Genomic DNA, 17279 nt, shown 5'->3' on the forward strand with positions numbered 1-17279 from the left:
TGTTGGACGATTCGTGAATGATTTTTTCTCCCCCTTGACGGGTGCGCGCGGGCCATGCACAAATGATGATGCACAGTGGTCCGACCCTCAAGCCAGGAGATGCCCAGTGAACCAGGATACGACGATTGATCCGGCCACGCTCCGCGACGAGGTTCAGAGACAGGTCCTTGAGTCGGTGCGGACCCTTGTTCCATGGTTCAGCCGGAACATGCCCGAATACTACTTTCGCACCCACGGCAGGGACGAGCAGGTCCGGCACCTCAAGGCCCTGGTCTCGGGCATGGTCCGCGAGCAGGGGCAGTCCATGGTCCTGCACAGTCCGTGCGGCACCATGGTCACGCACATCACCCCTGGCGGCGACATGCGGTCCCTGGCCGGGGTGCTGCGGCAGCATATCGACCGGGATATCCGCATCGCGCGCATCTATTCGAGCCGCGACGACACCATCCGGCTCGACACGCTGCTTTTTGGCCCAAGGCCGCAGTGCGCTGCGGACAGCGACGGGCTGGCCCGCGCCCTGGCCACGGTCCGCCGGGGCGGCCTTGATCTCGACCCTGCCGAGGCGGCTGATTTTGAGGGCTTCCTGGCCAGCGCCAACGACGATTATCTGGAGAAGTTCGAACCGGGCCGGGCCGTGCGCCATTTCAAAACGTGCAGTTGCGTGGAGAACCGGGAGCGGGTCCAGGTCGCCCTCGACACAGAGCCCGTGCCTGGGTTCGACCGCGTGTCCGTGGCCATGGAGCATCCGCCGGCCAGGGGGCTGCTCCTGCGGGTGGTCAACGTCTTTGCCAGGGAGAACATCCCGGTGGACCGGGCCTACTCGGATGTTTTCGAGCGCGGGGACATGCCGCCCATCGCGGTCATGAGCTTCTATCTCGACCGTTCCCGCATCGGGCTGGTCGAAGGGACAGGGCAGTGGGAGCGGCTTCGCCGCCAGCTGGAGCTGACCAAATGGTTCGCCTTTCACGGCCTGGAGGCCCTGGCCGAGGAGGAGGGCTGGGAGCTTGGCGAGGTCATGCTCATGCAGGCCGCCTCAGAGTTCGCCCACCAGTTCCTGATCCGGAAGAACCTGCACGCCTACGGCTCCGGTCGCATCGTCCACGTGGTGCTCAAGCACCGCCATGTGGCCCGGCGGCTGCTCGACTATTTCGACGCCCGCTGCAATCCCGCCCTTGCAGGCGACCGGGAAAGGGCCGTGGCCGAACAGCGCGAGGCCGTCCTTGAGGCCATCAACGGCGTGAACAATGAGATACACCGCAACATTTTGAAATACATCTATAAGTTTTTCAGGTATACTCTGCGGACCAACTATTATCTGCCGCACCGGCTCGGCCTGAGCTTTCGGCTGGACCCGATCATCCTCGCTCCCACCCCGGCGCAGGAGCGGCCCTTTGGCCTCTATTGTTTCCACGGGCCGTACTGCTTTGCCTTCCATGTCCGATACCGCGACATGGCCAGGGGCGGGGTCCGGGTGGTGCGCACCGGTTCCCAGGAGCATTTCGAGCTGGAGTCCAACCGGCTCTTCGACGAGGTCACCAAGCTGGCCAAGGCGCAGCAGTTCAAGAACAAGGACATTCCGGAGGGCGGGTCCAAGGCGGTCCTGCTGCTCGGCCCCGAGGGGGATATCGATCTGGCCGTCAGGAGCATGGTCGATTCGTTCCTCGATCTCCTGGCCGCTCCTGCCAACGGGAGCGGGTTCGTCCTGCCCGACATTGTGGACCACCTGAACCGCGAGGAGGTCATCTTTCTCGGTCCTGACGAGAACATCACGCCGGAGCATATCTCCTGGATCGCGGCCAGGGCGGCCAAGCGCGGCTACAAGTGGCCCGGCGCGTTCATGAGCTCCAAGCCCGGAGCCGGGATCGCTCACAAGGAATATGGCGTGACCAGCGAGGGCGTGGTGGTCTTTGCCCGCGAGCTGCTGCTGGCTCTGGGAATCGATCCGGCCCGGCAGACGTTCTCGGTCAAGCTGACCGGCGGCCCGGCGGGCGACGTGGCCTCCAACGTCATCAGGATTCTCATCCGCGAATACGGCGAAAACGCGCGCATCGTGGCCATGGCCGACGGACACGGGGCGGCCTTTGATCCGGACGGCATGGACCATGCCGAGCTGTTGCGTCTCATCGACAGCGGGGGGCGGGCATCGGGCTTTGACGCCACACGGCTCACGGGCGCGGGCGCGTTCGTGGTCTCGACCCAGGACCCCGACGGCGTGCGCATCCGCGACGAGCTGCACAACCAGGCCAGGGCCGACCTCTTCATCCCGGCGGGCGGCAGGCCCGAGACCATCAACATGACCAACTGGAAGCAGTTCCTCGGCAGGGATGGCACGCCATCGGCCAGGGGCATCGTGGAGGGCGCCAACATATTCATCGCGGCAGACGCCCGAACCGCGCTGGAAAAGGCGGGGGTGCTGGTGGTGCCAGGCCCTTCGGCCAACAAGACCGGGGTCATCTGCTCGTCCTACGAGATCCTGGCCGGGCTCATCCTGACGGACGAGGAATTCCTCGCCATCAAGGACCGCTACGTGTCCCAGCTGCTCGACATCCTGCGCCAGCGCGCCGGGGCCGAGGCCCGGCTGCTCATGCGCGAATACCGGCTGGCCGGGGGCGGCAAGACCGTCACCCAGATATCCTATGCCCTCTCGGCGTCCATCAACGCACTGGCCGACAGGATCGTTGCGGCGCTCGAAGAGGAGACGGGCCGGGTGGCTGACAGCCCGGAGCTGTGCGAGGTGATCCTTGCCTACTGTCCCACCATCCTGGCCGAAAAATATGCCGACCGTCTGGTGGGCGATCTGCCGCGCAGGCATCAGCTGGCCCTGGTGGCCGCGTTTGTCTCGGCCAGGATGCTCTACCAGGAGGGTCTTGGCTGGGCCGAGCGGCTCGTGTCCCTGCGCGGGGTGCGCGAGGTGGTCTTCGGCTATCTGGCCGAGGAGAAGGCGCTGGCCCGGCTCGTGGCCGAGGTCCGCGCCGCCGGGCTGGCGCACGGCCCGCTCGTGGTCGACATCCTGGAGCGGGGAGGGCGCAGCCGCCTGACCCTCGACCGGCTCGGCCTGGGATAGCAAAGAAGGGTGAATTTCGCTTGCCTCTTTGACAACCTTCAGATAGGAATAATTATCAATTATAAATCAAAGGAGCGAACAGCATGATAGAAAGAACTGGAATCGTCACATTGAAAGGCAACCCCGTGACCCTGGTCGGCCCGGAGATCAAGGTGGGGGACACGGCCCCGGCCTTTACCGTTCTGGCCAACGACCTGAGCCCGAAAACCCTGGCCGACTACAAGGGCAGGGTGCTGATCATAGCTTCGGTGCCTTCGCTCGACACCCCGGTCTGCGACATGGAGACACGCCGTTTCAACACCGAGGCCGCCGGGCTCGGCAAAGACGTGACCATCCTCACCCTGAGCATGGACCTGCCCTTTGCCCAGGCACGCTGGTGCGGAGCCGCCGGGGTCGAGGCGGTCAAGACCCTCTCCGACCATCGCGACGCCTCCTTCGGGCAGTCCTGGGGCGTGCTGATCAAGGAATTGCGTCTCCTGGGCCGCGCGGTCTTCGTGGTCGGCCGGGATGGGCGCGTGGCCTATGTCCAGTACCTCAAGGAAACCACCGATGAGCCTGACTACGCCGCCGCCCTGGCTGCGGCCAGAAATGTCGCGGGCTGATCACTCCCGGTCACTTCCAGATCCGACAGGCCGCCCTTTCGTCAGGAAAGGGCGGCCTCAGGCTGCTGACAAAGGCCCGATTGCGTCGTTGCTTCAAAAAAGGCAAACCCTCGCGTATTATATATACGCGTCGGTCTTGCCTTTTTTTCGCGCCTAGCACTCGAACCTTTCTCAACAGCCTTTCAGAGTGGACTTTGTCAACACGCTGAGGCCGCTCTTTCGTCAGGAAAGAGCAGCCTTGTGCGCTCGACCGGTTGACAACCGGATTGAACGTGGGTAAATCCATCACAAATGAGTAGCTGATCATTTGAGGAAAAATGTCCAACATCGCATGTGGAAATACCGAGCAGCACGTCGAGAACGTGGACAGGGTCCGGGGGCAGATGCTCACCGAGCGCGATTTCCTTTTCCTGGCCGAGCTGTTCAAGGCCCTTGGCGACTACACCAGGGTGCGCATGCTCTACGCCCTGTCCATCAATGAGCTGTGCGTCTGCGCCCTGGCGGAGGTGCTCGACATGTCGCCCTCGGCCATCTCGCACCAGTTGCGGCTGTTGCGCGCCGCCCGGCTGGTCCGCTACCGCAAGGATGGCAAGAACGTGTACTATACCCTGGACGACGATCATGTGCGCGCCCTCATCGTTCAAGGGCTTGACCATGTCCGGGAAGAGGGGTGAGTCGTGGCCGCTCTTTTTTTTATCCAATTACATGAACATATGCTCATATGTAACAGAGTTGCATTGAGAGGAAGGTGAACCGTGCCTCAATTGTTTTTCGAAATATTTTCAGAGTCGTGGCGAGTACTTGTGGATTCTGCGCCCTATGTTCTCTTTGGCTTTTTCGTGGCCGGGCTGCTCAAGGCGTTCGTGCCGGATTCGTTCATGGCCCGCCATCTCGGCAAGAGCTCGGTGGGCTCGGTGTTCAAGGCCGCCCTCATCGGCGTGCCGTTGCCTTTGTGCTCGTGCGGGGTGCTGCCCGCTGCCCTGGGGCTGCGCCAACAGGGTGCCAGCAAGGGGGCGACCACGGCCTTCATGATCTCCACGCCCGAGACCGGGGTGGACTCCATGGCCGTGACCTATGCGCTCATCGACCCGATCATGACCGTGGTCCGGCCCGTGGCCGCGACGATCACCGCCATCTTCGCCGGGTTGCTGGTCAACGCCTTCCCCGACCGCGAGGCAGGGGCAGCGTCGCGGATGCGTCCCATCGTGGTGGGATCGCCCGCCGACTCTCCCGAATCTGCCGCGACCGGCGAACCCACTGCGCCGGGCTGCGGCTGCCACGGCTGCGGCTCTTCCCCCGTGACCCTTGCGGGCCGGTTTCGCGCGGGCATGGGCTACGCCTTTGGCGAGATGATCGCGGATATCGGCAAGTGGCTCATCGCGGGCGTGATCGTGGCCGGGGCCATCGCGGCTCTGATTCCAGAGGACGTGCTGGTCGAATACGTGGGCCAGGGGTTCCTGTCCTATCTGGTCATGCTGGTCGTGGCCCTGCCGCTCTACGTCTGCGCCACGGCCTCGACCCCCATTGCTGCCTCGCTGCTGCTCAAGGGGTTGTCGCCTGGCGCGGCTCTGGTCTTTCTGCTGGCCGGTCCGGCCACCAACGGGGCCACCATCACGGTCATGCTCAAGACCCTGGGCAGGCGGGCGACCGGGCTGTATCTCGCGTCCATTGTCGTCTGCTCGCTGGGGCTGGCCTGGCTGGTGGACAGGCTCTATATCGGCCTTGGGCTCGACATCCGGGCCGTGGTCATGCAGGTGGACGAGACCCTGCCGGAGTGGGTCGGCGTGATCAGCGCCGTGACCATCCTGCTGCTCGTCGGACGCACCCTGTTCCAGGGCGGCCACGGCTGAGCCGCCGGACAGGGCGCAGCCGGTCCGGCTGCCTGACGATCCTTCCCAGGGCATGCCCCTCGCCGCGAGGCCGGGCCTCTCCGGGCAACGTCTTTTCTTTCTCGCGCGGGCATGCTACATACGCGCCACCAATTTTATGGAGAACTGGCATGAGAAATCCACTGCCCGCTGCGTTGCTCATACTCTGCCTCGTTATCCTGACCGCGCCCGCCAAGGCGCAGGATGTCAGGATACGCTTCGGCATTCTGCCCGTGCTCGACACCTTGCCGCTCCAGGTGGCGGTGACGGACGGCCTGTTCGCCGGGCAGGGGCTTGATGTCGAGCTGATCCCCTTTGCCTCGGCCCTTGAGCGCGACACGGCCATGCAGACCGGCCAGCTCGACGGCTATTTTGGCGACCTCATCGCCACCTACATGCTCATCAACCAGAATGTGCCCATGTACATCGCTCTGACATCCTGGCGCACCTCCCCCGGCTATCCCATGTTCGGCATTGCCCTTTCGCCGGGCGCGCGGGACAGGACCCTGGCCGAGCTCAAGGGAAGCAACCTCGGCATCTCCAAGTCCACCATCATGGAGTTTCTGGCCGACAAGATGGAGGCGCGGCTGGGCGTGGGCACGGGCTATTTCTCACGCATGGAAGTCAAGAAGATCCCCATCAGGCTCCAGATGCTCATGGCCGATCAGATCGACGCTGCCTTCCTGCCCGAGCCGCTCCTGTCGCTGGCCAGGCTCAAGGGCGGCGGGGTGCTGGTCACTGCGGACAACCTTGACGTGCCCCTGACCGTGCTCTGCCTGCACCGCAAGTATTTCTCCGACGGTGCCGAGACCTATGTCCGCTTTGTCACCGCCTACAAGGAGGCCGTGGAGCGGCTGGCCGCCGATCCCGAGAAGTATCGCGCGCTCATGGCCGAGGTCTGCCGCATTCCCCAGCCGCTGGCAGCGGAATTTCCGGTCTACAGGTATCCGCTGCCCGCGCTGCCTGCCGACAGCGAACTCGACGAGGTTCAGGACTGGATGATCGCCAAGGGGCTCCTGCGGGAGCGCATGCCCAACGAGATCGCGCTCTCCCCGATCATACCGTAGCGCGAAGGGGAGCTTCGCCGTCGCGTCCAAATCCGTGCGGCCATTGCTGCCGTCGGGCCAATGCAACACCCAGAGAATTCATGCTCAGAGCCGAAAATCTCGGAAAATCCTATGGCGCGGAGCGCGTCCTGGACAGCGTGTCCTTTGCCCTGGCGGGCGAGGAGACCCTGGCCGTGGTCGGCCCGTCGGGCTGCGGCAAGACCTCGCTGCTCTATATCCTAAGCGGCCTTGTCAGGCCCGATAGCGGGGCGGTCCTGCTTGACGGCGCGCCCATCAGCGGGCCGACCCCGGACATCTCCATCATCCTGCAGGACTACGGGCTGCTGCCCTGGCGCACCGTTGAGGACAACGTGGCCCTTGGTCTCAAGGTGCAGGGCGTGCCGCGCGCCGAGCGGCGGGCGCGGGCCAAGGCCCAGCTGGCCGAGTTGGGCATTGTCGGGCGCGGCCAGGACTTTCCCGCCACCCTGAGCGGGGGGGAGCAGCAGCGGGTGGCCATTGCCCGCGCCTTTGTCTCCCGGCCCCGGCTCATGCTGCTCGACGAGCCTTTTTCGTCGCTGGACGCCCTGACCCGCGAGCGGCTCCAGCGCACCCTGCTCGATGTCTGGAAACGGCGCAGGGTGCCGTATGTCCTGGTTACCCATTCGCTGGAGGAGGCTGTGGTGCTTGGACGCAGGATCATGGTCATGTCGGGCCGTCCGGCCCGGCCCGTGGCCGTGTTCGACAACCCTGGTTTCGGCGATGCGTCCATCCGCGACACCGAGGCGTGCTTCAAGCTGCTCAAGGAGCTTCGACACACCGTGGAGGACGTATGGTGAGGCCAGGCGGCCCGATCATGCGCTACGGGCTGGTCATGCTCGCGCTCGGCCTTTTGTGGAAGCTGGCCGCCGTGGCCCTGGGCGGGGTCATCCTGCCGCATCCTGAGGACGCGCTGGCCGCCTTTGCCTCGGCCCTGTCCACCCGCATCTTCTGGGAGCATTTCTGCATCAGCGGCTACCGGGCCGTCACGGCCATGGCCCTGGCCTGGTGTGTCGCCTTTCCGCTCGGGCTGGTCATGGGCAGCGTCAGGCGGGCGGACGCCCTGCTGGCCCCGTTCATCTTCCTGACCTATCCCATCCCCAAGATCGTGCTCCTGCCCGTGTTCCTGCTCCTGTTCGGCCTTGGCGACGCCTCCAAGATCGCCATGATCGCACTCATCCTCGGCTACCAGATACTGGTCACCACCCGCGACGGGGTGCGCTCCATCCATCCGAAGTATTTCGATTCGGTCCGCTCGCTCGGCGGCTCGCGCTGGAACGTGCTGCGCGAGGTGCTGCTGCCCGCGGCCCTGCCCCATGGCTTTACAGCCCTTCGCCTCGGCACTGGCGTGTCCGTGGCCGTGCTCTTCTTCGTCGAATCCTTTGCCACCACGCGGGGGTTGGGCTACATGATCATGGACGCTTGGGGGGCTATGGACTATCTCGGCATGTTCACCGGGATCATCGGCATGAGCCTGATGGGCGCGGCCCTCTATGAGCTGGCCAATTTCATGGAGCGCAAGGCGTGCCGGTGGATGTTCCTCAGAAAAAAGGGGTGATCGTCCATTGAAAGATTGCGGGATGCCCGTTACGGTGCGACCAGATCAACCACGGCCAGACAGGCTGGCATGGCGCCATGGGGCGATCCGTCAACCACCAGCGGGAGCGACTGCTCGACATGAAGCTCGAATTTGATGACAGCAGGCTGGCCAGCCAGCTTTTTGGCCCCCACAACCAGTATCTCAAGCTCATGGGCGAGCGGATCGGCGTGCGCCTTGAGAGTCGGGGCAACGCCGTGACCGTCACCGCGCCCGAGGGCGAAGAGGGCGGGGAGAGCGCGGAAGCGTTGGCCGCCCAGGTGCTTACCCAGCTCTACGCCATGCTCAAGGCGGGTAAGAAAATCTATCCCCAGGATGTGGATTTTGCCTGCCGCATCCTCATGCGCCAGCCCTCGGCGGACGTGGGCGAGGTCTTCAAGGGTGATGTCTACGCCACCTCCGGCAAACGCACGGTCTCGCCCAAGTCCCTGAACCAGCGCGAATATCTCGACGCCATCCGGCAGTACGACCTGACCTTTGGCATCGGTCCCGCGGGCACGGGCAAGACCTACCTCGCCGTGGCCATGGCCGTGGGCGCGCTGTTGCGCCGCGAGGTCAAGCGCATTGTGCTCACCCGCCCGGCGGTGGAGGCGGGCGAGAAGCTCGGCTTCCTGCCCGGCGACCTGGCCGAGAAGATCAATCCCTACCTGCGCCCGCTCTACGACGCCCTGCACGACATGCTCGATTTTCCCAGGATGCAGGAATATCAGGAGACCGGCGTCATCGAGGTGGCCCCCCTGGCCTTCATGCGTGGCCGCACACTCAACGACGCCTTCATCATCCTCGACGAGGCCCAGAACACCACGCCGGAACAGATGAAGATGTTCCTGACGCGCCTTGGTTTCGGCTCTCGGGCCGTGATCACCGGTGATGTCACCCAGATCGATTTGCCTGTCCACGCCCGCTCCGGCCTGCTCAACGCCCGCACCGTTCTCGACGGGGTCAAGGGCGTGAAGTTCATCCTCTTCGACGAGCACGATGTCATCCGCCACCCCCTGGTGGGGCGGATCGTCCGCGCTTACGATCAGCACGACACCATCCGGACCGAATGATGGGCGGCGATATCAGGATCCTGCGCGAAACCCGGCTGGAACCGGATTTTCCTTTGTCCCGGCAGGAGCTTGTCCGGGTGGTGGAAACCATTCTGGACAGCCTCGGCCTTGAGGGCGCGGCCCTGGAACTCACCTTGGTCGACGACCGCGAGATCGCCCGGCTCAACCGCGAGTTCATGGGCTGCCCCGGCCCCACCAATATTCTGAGTTTTCCCGCCTTTGAGCGGTCTGGCCCTGACTCTGGCCCCGATGTTGACCCCGATTCAGGTCCTGATTCAGGCACTATGGCGGAATACCTTGGCGAGCTGGCCCTGTCCGTGGACACCCTGGCCCGCGAAGCCCATCTCTACGGTCAGCCGCCCCGTGTCCATCTGGCCCGGCTGCTGGCCCATGGCATTCTGCATCTGGCCGGGCACGACCACGGCGAGGAGATGGACGCGCTCACGGAAACGGCTGTGGATGTTGTCCAGCTCACCTGTTCAGACTGATCAACCAGGAGTTTCATGTTCAAGCGCATTTCCCGCCGGAGCCGCAGCCGGACCCGCAATCTCATGCGGGGCAGGAACCTCTACAGGCTGCTCTTTTCCGGGGTGATCCTGGCCATGGCGGCCATCGCTGCGCTCGCCTTCTGGGGCGTGCACGAGGTCCGGCGCGACGCGGCTTCCGTGGCCGTGGAGAGTTCGGCGCGCGGCCTGTCGGGTGCCGTGACCGTGCTGGTCAACGCGGTGTCCGCATCCAACATCGACCTGACCGGCAAGGATTTCGGGAGCCTGGAACCGGCCCACCTGCGCGACGTCTTTGCCGCCATCCTCGAAAAACACGCTGTCCTGGCCTCGGCCATGGTCTCTGATGGTGACGGGCTGCGCTACATGCTCACGCGCAGGCGCGGCGGGCTGCTGGAAGGCGTGGCCGCGACCGGTGCGCAAGGCGACCCTTCGAGCGACCTGCGCTGGACCCTGTGGACGAGCGACGGCAACTCCAGGCCGACCCAGGCCAGAGGGCGGTACGACAAGGCTGCGGTGGACGCCGTGCTGGCCGACGAGTTCCGGCAGCTTGCGCCCGGACAGGTCCGGTGGCGCAGCACGGATCGCCTGCTCGACGCGGGCGAGTCGTGGATCACGGCCTCGTCGCTGGCCGAAAGCAGGGGCAGGAAGATCATGCTCTCCTTCATTCTGCCCGTGAATGCCGTGGTCAGTCAGCTTGTCGGCGCGGAAAAGGGGAGGGCCGAGAAGGTCTTTCTCTCCTGGGCCAGCGGCAGCATATTGTCCATCGGCGACGGAGCCGTCATTGCCGGGCCGGGCCAGACCCGTGTGCCGCAGCCGGTCGGCAGCGTGACTGATCCGGTCATCGCCAGGGCCGCCGAACTCCTGGCCGCCGATGCGTCGCTGCGCAGCGTTCCGGTCTCCATGCGGGTGGCGGGCGAAACGTGGTGGGTCTACCTCATGCCCCTGTCCGTGTTCGAAGACAGCATGTCCCTTGGCGTGGCCGTGCCCATGAAGAGTGTGGTTCCGGCCATGGGCAGCGACACCTTTTTACAATTTTTTGGAGGCGGGCTTGTGCTTCTGGCCGCATGCGCGCTGTTTCTGCTGCGCAGGTACCGGGCCAGGATCGAGACCCTGGGCATGCGTCACGGCGCGGCCCGGACCGCTCAGGACGTGCTGAGTCTCATTGCCGAGGGCGAATGCAGCGTGCTTGAATTCAAGCAGACCATGCGGTTCAACCTCAAGGCGGGCAAGAACGGCAAGGAGATCGAACACGCCATTGTCAAGACCGTGGCCGCCTTCATGAATTCTGAGGGCGGCATGCTCCTGATCGGTGTTGCCGACGATGGCATGGTCACCGGCTTTGGCGAGGACAATTTCGCCAGCGACGACAAGGCGCTGCTGCACCTCAACAACCTTGTGAACCAGTATGTCGGGGCTGAATTCTCGCGCTATGTCGATACCATGGTCATTGAAGTCAATGGCAGGCCGGTCATCCGCGTCCTGTGCACGCCCGCTTCGGCCCCGGCCATCCTCAAGACGGGCCAGAGCGAGGAGTTCTATGTGCGCAGCGGCCCGGCCAGCCGCCAGCTCACCCTGAGCCAGTTTTACGAATGGCTCCAGAACCATTGATGGTGCTGGCAACGGGCATGGAGAGGCGGACCAAAAGCCTTTACATCCATGTGAATATCGGCCACACTTCTTCCCTTTCATAAAGACCGGCAATCGATGATGGAGTACACGTACGATGCCCAAGAATTTCCTGACTATTTTGGATATGCCCAGGGACGAGGCCCGGCAGGTGCTGCTGCGCGCCAAGGAGATGAAGGACGGAAAAGTCCGCACCGACCTCCTGGCAGGCAAGACCCTGCTCCTGATTTTCGAGAAGGCCTCCACCCGCACGCGGGTCTCTTTTGAAGTGGGCGTGCGCCAGCTTGGCGGCGACCCGGTCTTCATCACCTCGCGTGACTCGCAGTTGGGCCGCAGCGAGCCCCTCAAGGACACCGCGCGGGTGCTCTCGCGCTACGCGGACGGACTCATCGTGCGCACCTTTGGCCAGGAAAAGCTCGAAACCCTGGTCAAATACGGGACCATTCCGGTCATCAACGCCCTGACCGACGAGTACCATCCCTGCCAGATCATGTCCGACGTGCTGACCATGTACGAGCGCACGCCCAGCCTCGACGAGATCAAGGTGGCCTGGATCGGCGACGGCAACAACATGGCCCACTCGTTCATCAATGCGGCGGCCACCTTTGGCTTTGCCCTCTCCCTGGCCTGCCCGGCGGGATACCTGCCCGACCAGGGTATCCTGGACAAGGCCCGCAGCCTGGGCGCGGACATCACCCTGACCGACGATCCGGCCAGGGCCGTGGCCGGGGCGCACTATGTCAACACCGATGTCTGGGCATCCATGGGACAGGAAGAGGAGCAGAAGAAGCGCGAGGCCGCCTTTGCCGGGTATGCCGTGGACGATGTGCTCATGGCCAAGGCCGCGCCGGGCGCCTGCTTCATGCACTGCCTGCCCGCCCACCGGGGCGAGGAGGTCAGCGAGGCCGTGTTCGAGGGGCCTGCCTCCATCGTCTGGGACCAGGCCGAGAACCGGCTGCACATGCAAAAGGCCATCATCGAATGGATTTACAGCAATTAAAGCTAGATGGAATAGCGAGGAAATAATCAGATGAGCAAGCTGGAAAAAGTCGTTCTCGCCTACTCGGGCGGACTTGACACATCGATCATTCTCAAGTGGATCAAGAACAACTACGACTGCGACGTGGTCTGCATGACCGCAGACCTCGGCCAGGGCGAGGAGATGGACGGCATCGAGCAGAAGGCGCTGACCACCGGAGCGGTCAAGGCGTATGTCGAGGATCTGCGCGAGGAGTTTGTGCGCGATTACGTCTTCCCCATGTTCCGCGCCAGCGCCCTGTACGAGGGCCGCTATCTGCTCGGCACGGCCATTGCCCGGCCCCTGATCGCCAAGCGCATGGTCGAGATTGCCGAGGTCGAGGGCGCCCAGGCCGTGGCCCACGGCGCCACGGGCAAGGGCAACGATCAGGTCCGGTTCGAGCTGGCCACCATGGCCCTCAACCCGCGCCTGAAGACCATCGCCCCCTGGCGCGAATGGGACATGAAGTCGCGCACCGATCTCATCAACTACGCCAAGGAGAACTCCATCCCGGTGCCGGTGAGCCGCGCCAAGCCGTGGTCCATCGACGCCAACCTGCTGCACACCTCCTTTGAGGGCGGCGAGCTGGAAGATCCGTGGAACTCTCCGGGCCAGGATTGCCACCGCACCGTCACCCCCTTGGAGAAATGTCCGGATCAGGCCGAAGAGATCACCATCGATTTCGAGCGGGGCAACCCCGTGGCCGTCAACGACATCCGGTATTCTCCGGCAGCCCTGCTGGCCAAGCTCAACGAGCTGGGCGGCAGGCACGGCATCGGACGAGTTGACATGGTCGAGAACCGCTTTGTGGGCATGAAGTCCCGCGGCGTGTACGAGACGCCCGGCGGCACCATTCTGGCCGCCGCCCACCGCGACCTCGAAGGGCTGACCATGGACCGCGAAATGATGCATTTGCGCGACGGCCTCATTCCCCGCTACGCCGAGATGGTCTATTACGGCTACTGGTTCTCGCCGGAGCGCGAGGCGTTGCAGGCCATGGTGGACAAGTCGCAGGAGAAGGTCACCGGCACCGTGCGCGTCAAGCTCTACAAGGGCAACTGCGTGCCCCTTGGCCGCAAGTCGCCGTTCTCCATGTACAATGCCGATTTGGCCACCTTTGAGGAAGATTACGTCTACGACCAGTCCGATGCTGCGGGCTTCATCAAGCTCGTGGGCCTGCGGCTCAAGGGCCGCATGCAGCAGAGCAAGTTTGGCGGCAAAGACGTGGAAGACAGCTGCGAGTAAGGTATGGCAGACAAGAAGATGTGGGGAGGGCGGTTCTCAGGCGGAACCGCCGCGTCCATGGAGGCGTATTCCGAGTCCGTGTCCTTTGACTGGCGGCTCTATGCCGAGGACATCCTCGGCTCACAGGCCCATGCCCGCATGCTGGCGCGCCAGGGATTCCTGACCGACGACGAAGCCGTGCGCATCTGCGACGGGCTGGACGCGGTCCGGGCCGAGATCGAGGCCGGGGAGTTTGTCTGGAAGACCGGGCACGAGGACGTGCACATGAACATCGAGTCGCGTCTGACCGAGCTCATCGGCCCCCTGGGCGGCAAGCTGCATACGGCGCGCAGCCGCAACGACCAGGTGGCCCTGGATTTCCGGCTCCATGTGGCGGCTCGGCTGGCGGCCTGGCAGGAGCGTCTGGCCGCGCTGATCAAGGTCTATGCGGACCGGGCCGACGAGCACCGGGACACCCTGCTGCCCGGATGCACCCACTTCCAGCCCGCCCAGCCCGTGAGCCTCGCCCACCATCTGCTGGCCTACTGCCAGATGTTCAGGCGCGACCACGAGCGGCTGGCCGACTGCCTGAAGCGCGTCCGGGTCATGCCCCTGGGCGCGGCGGCCCTGGCCGGGACCACCCATCCGGTCGATCCCGCCTTTGTGGCCCAACAGCTCGGCATGGAAGCGGTCTTCGCCAACTCCATGGATGCCGTGGCGGACCGCGATTTTGTGCTTGAGGCCGTGTTCGCGGGCAGCGTGGTCATGACGCATCTGTCGCGGATGTGCGAGGAGATCATCATCTGGGCCAATCCCAACTTCGGCTATGTCAGGCTGCCGGACGGCTATTCCACCGGCTCGTCCATCATGCCGCAGAAGAAGAACCCGGACTCCTGCGAGATCATGCGCGGCAAGACGGGCCGGGTGGTCGGCTCCCTGATGGGGCTTCTGGTGCTGGTCAAGGGGCTGCCCATGACTTACAACCGGGACATGCAGGAGGACAAGGAGCCATTTTTTGACGCGGACAGGACTGTGACCGCGTCCCTTGAGATCATGGCCGGGCTGCTTCGCGAGCTGGAATTCGTGCCGGAGAGGATGCTGGCCGCGGTGGAGCGGGGCTTTCTCAACGCCACCGAGCTGGCCGACTATCTGGCGGCCAGGGGATTGCCCTTCCGCGAGGCGCACCACATCACTGGCGCGGCAGTGGGCTATGCCGAGTCCAAGGGTGTGCGGCTTGAGGATTTGAGCCTGGACGAGATGCGCCGGTTTTCCGCCCTGATAGACGAGGATGTCTACGGGGTGCTGGATTACCGGGCCGCAGTCAGGCGGCGGAACATGCCGGGCGGCACCGGGCCGCAGTCCGTGGCCGGGCAGATCACAGCGCTCAGGACGTGGCTCGGTTCTGCCGGATGATCTCCGGATCCATTTTTTTTGCGTCGTTTCCCTTGATTTTTCACGCAAGGCCATTACTTTAGAAAACTGACAGGCTGTCAACAATCGACCGCGTCCACCTGTCGCGGTCCGCTCAAGAGGGCGCACGTGGCCTGAGGCCGCAACGCCCGGAGGAACAGTATTTGAACAATCATATGAAAAATCTCGTTGTCTGGGCGATCATCTTCGTTTTGATGGTCGTTCTCTTCAACCTGTTCAACCAGCCCCCCCTGCCGCAGGATCAGCCCTCGTACAGCGAGTTTCTGTCCATGGTGGACAGCGGCGGTGTGGCAGAGGTGAAGATTCAGGGACAGCGGGTCTCCGGTCTCAAGACCTCTGGCGAACGGTTCCAGGTCTACACCCCTGACGATCCCAATCTCATCGAGACGCTGATCAAGAAGGGCGTGCAGGTCAAGGCCGAGCCGCCGGACGAATCCCCCTGGTACATGACAGTGCTGCTGTCCTGGTTCCCCATGCTGCTGCTCATCGGCGTCTGGATATTCTTCATGCGCCAGATGCAGGGCGGCGGCAGCGGCGGACGCGGGGCCATGAGCTTTGGCCGCTCCAAGGCGCGTCTCATCACCGGGGAGACCGCCAAGGTCACCTTCGACGATGTGGCGGGCGTGGACGAGGCCAAGGAGGAGCTCTCCGAGATCGTCGATTTCCTGCGTGAGCCGCGCAAGTTCACCCGTCTTGGCGGACGCATCCCCAAGGGCGTGCTCCTGGTGGGCGGACCCGGCACGGGCAAGACCCTGCTGGCGCGCGCCGTGGCGGGCGAGGCCGGGGTTCCCTTTTATTCCATTTCCGGTTCCGATTTCGTGGAGATGTTCGTGGGTGTGGGCGCATCGCGTGTTCGCGACCTCTTTGCCCAGGGCAAGAAGAACGCCCCCTGCCTCATCTTCATCGACGAGATTGACGCCGTGGGCCGTCAGCGCGGCGCGGGACTGGGCGGCGGGCATGACGAGCGCGAGCAGACCCTCAACCAGTTGCTCGTCGAGATGGACGGTTTCGAATCCAACGAGGGCGTCATCCTGGTGGCGGCCACCAACCGGCCCGACGTGCTCGACCCGGCCCTGCTCAGGCCGGGCCGCTTCGACCGGCAGGTGGTCGTGCCCAGTCCGGACCTGCGTGGCCGCGAGCACATCCTCAAGGTCCACAGCCGCAAGACTCCCCTCGCGCCCGAAGTGAATCTGCACATCATCGCCAAGGGTACGCCCGGCTTCTCCGGTGCGGACCTTGAGAATCTGGTCAACGAGGCCGCGCTCTATGCCGCCAAGCTCGGCAAGGATCATGTCAACATGAGCGACTTCGAGGAGGCCAAGGACAAGGTCATGATGGGCAAGGAGCGGCGCAGCCTCATCCTCTCCGAGGAGGAGAAGCGGACCACGGCCTACCACGAGGCGGGCCATGCCCTGCTGGCCAAGATACTGCCCGGCACCGATCCGGTCCACAAGGTCTCCATCATCCCGCGCGGTCGTGCCCTGGGCGTGACCATGCAGTTGCCGGGCGAGGACAGGTATAATTATTCCAAGGAGTTCCTCAAGAACACCATGGTCGTCCTCATGGGAGGCCGGGTGGCCGAGGAGGTGGTCCTCAACCAGCTCACCACCGGGGCCAGCAACGACATCGAGCGCGCCACCAAGACCGCGCGCAACATGGTCTGCATGTGGGGCATGAGCGAGAAGCTCGGCCCTTTGAGCTTCGGTGACAGCCAGGAGCAGGTCTTCTTGGGCAAGGAATTGATCCACAACAAGGACTATGGAGAAGAGACGGCCAAGACCATCGACGCCGAGGTCAGTCATTTCGTGGCCCAGGCCCACGAGCGGGCCACCAAGCTGATCAGGGAGAACCTGATGCATGTGGAAGCCATCGCCTTGGCCCTGCTCGACCGCGAGACCATCACTGGCGCGGACATTGATCTGTTGATGAAGGGCGAGTCCCTGCCGCCCATGAACAACGGCGGCTCCACGGGCGCTCCCGGATCGTCCGGCACGTCCGCTTCTGGCGACGCGCCGGTCTACACCGCCGAGGGCAAGGTGGTCGCCGGGCCGGGCTACACCCCGGTCAGCGAAAAACAGCCCGAGGGCGATGACTTCCTCCTAGAGGAGGACGACGGCAAGACCGGTCAGGCCGAGAAGGCCGACGGGGACTCCGGCGAGAAGTCGGGCGACGGCAACCCGAAGATTCAGTAACCGCACCTGAAGGTCGG

At 64.2% G+C, this 17279-nt stretch carries 14 protein-coding genes; all 14 read left to right on the plus strand.

The window, feature by feature from the left end:
- The first annotated feature begins 106 nt into the window (after window positions 1-106).
- The 14 genes from DAES_RS06240 (at window position 107) to ftsH (ending at window position 17262) form a co-directional block, all read left to right on the plus strand.
- Window positions 107-3064 (plus strand): NAD-glutamate dehydrogenase domain-containing protein, encoded by a 2958-nt coding sequence (locus DAES_RS06240; RefSeq protein ID WP_013514187.1) that lies wholly within the window; start codon window positions 107-109, stop codon window positions 3062-3064.
- A gap of 83 nt (window positions 3065-3147) precedes the next feature.
- On the plus strand, window positions 3148-3666 hold the full coding sequence (tpx, locus tag DAES_RS06245; protein WP_013514188.1) for a thiol peroxidase: 519 nt from the start codon (window positions 3148-3150) through the stop codon (window positions 3664-3666).
- A 317-nt stretch (window positions 3667-3983) separates the two neighbouring features.
- Window positions 3984-4340 (plus strand): ArsR/SmtB family transcription factor, encoded by a 357-nt coding sequence (locus tag DAES_RS06250; protein WP_013514189.1) that lies wholly within the window; start codon window positions 3984-3986, stop codon window positions 4338-4340.
- An 81-nt stretch (window positions 4341-4421) separates the two neighbouring features.
- Window positions 4422-5516 (plus strand): SO_0444 family Cu/Zn efflux transporter, encoded by a 1095-nt coding sequence (locus tag DAES_RS06255; RefSeq protein ID WP_013514190.1) that lies wholly within the window; start codon window positions 4422-4424, stop codon window positions 5514-5516.
- A 149-nt stretch (window positions 5517-5665) separates the two neighbouring features.
- Window positions 5666-6601 (plus strand): ABC transporter substrate-binding protein, encoded by a 936-nt coding sequence (locus tag DAES_RS06260; RefSeq protein WP_013514191.1) that lies wholly within the window; start codon window positions 5666-5668, stop codon window positions 6599-6601.
- Window positions 6602-6681: 80 nt separating this feature from the next.
- Window positions 6682-7416, plus strand: coding sequence for an ABC transporter ATP-binding protein (locus DAES_RS06265; RefSeq protein ID WP_013514192.1), 735 nt, complete (start codon window positions 6682-6684; stop codon window positions 7414-7416).
- Complete coding sequence (locus DAES_RS06270) at window positions 7410-8174, plus strand: ABC transporter permease (RefSeq protein ID WP_013514193.1); 765 nt, start codon at window positions 7410-7412, stop codon at window positions 8172-8174. Before DAES_RS06265 ends, DAES_RS06270 begins: the two co-directional genes overlap by 7 nt.
- Window positions 8175-8251: 77 nt before the next feature.
- Complete coding sequence (locus DAES_RS06275) at window positions 8252-9265, plus strand: PhoH family protein (protein ID WP_013514194.1); 1014 nt, start codon at window positions 8252-8254, stop codon at window positions 9263-9265.
- Entirely contained in the window at window positions 9265-9753 is a 489-nt protein-coding gene (gene ybeY / locus DAES_RS06280; protein WP_013514195.1) for an rRNA maturation RNase YbeY, read from the plus strand. Before DAES_RS06275 ends, ybeY begins: the two co-directional genes overlap by 1 nt.
- 15 nt (window positions 9754-9768) lie before the next feature.
- Window positions 9769-11379 (plus strand): AlbA family DNA-binding domain-containing protein, encoded by a 1611-nt coding sequence (locus DAES_RS16915; protein WP_013514196.1) that lies wholly within the window; start codon window positions 9769-9771, stop codon window positions 11377-11379.
- Between the two features lie 115 nt (window positions 11380-11494).
- Window positions 11495-12397, plus strand: a complete 903-nt coding sequence (gene argF / locus DAES_RS06290) for an ornithine carbamoyltransferase (protein WP_013514197.1) — start codon at window positions 11495-11497, stop codon at window positions 12395-12397.
- Window positions 12398-12427: 30 nt separating this feature from the next.
- Window positions 12428-13660: an argininosuccinate synthase gene (locus tag DAES_RS06295; protein ID WP_013514198.1), complete on the plus strand. Its 1233-nt coding sequence runs from the start codon at window positions 12428-12430 to the stop codon at window positions 13658-13660.
- 3 nt (window positions 13661-13663) lie between these two features.
- A complete protein-coding gene (gene argH, locus DAES_RS06300; protein WP_013514199.1) occupies window positions 13664-15052 on the plus strand; it encodes an argininosuccinate lyase in 1389 nt (462 codons plus the stop codon).
- Window positions 15053-15213: 161 nt separating this feature from the next.
- Complete coding sequence (gene ftsH / locus DAES_RS06305) at window positions 15214-17262, plus strand: ATP-dependent zinc metalloprotease FtsH (protein WP_013514200.1); 2049 nt, start codon at window positions 15214-15216, stop codon at window positions 17260-17262.
- Window positions 17263-17279 lie beyond the last annotated feature (17 nt).

The organism is Pseudodesulfovibrio aespoeensis Aspo-2 (assembly GCF_000176915.2).
GTDB lineage: Bacteria > Desulfobacterota > Desulfovibrionia > Desulfovibrionales > Desulfovibrionaceae > Pseudodesulfovibrio > Pseudodesulfovibrio aespoeensis.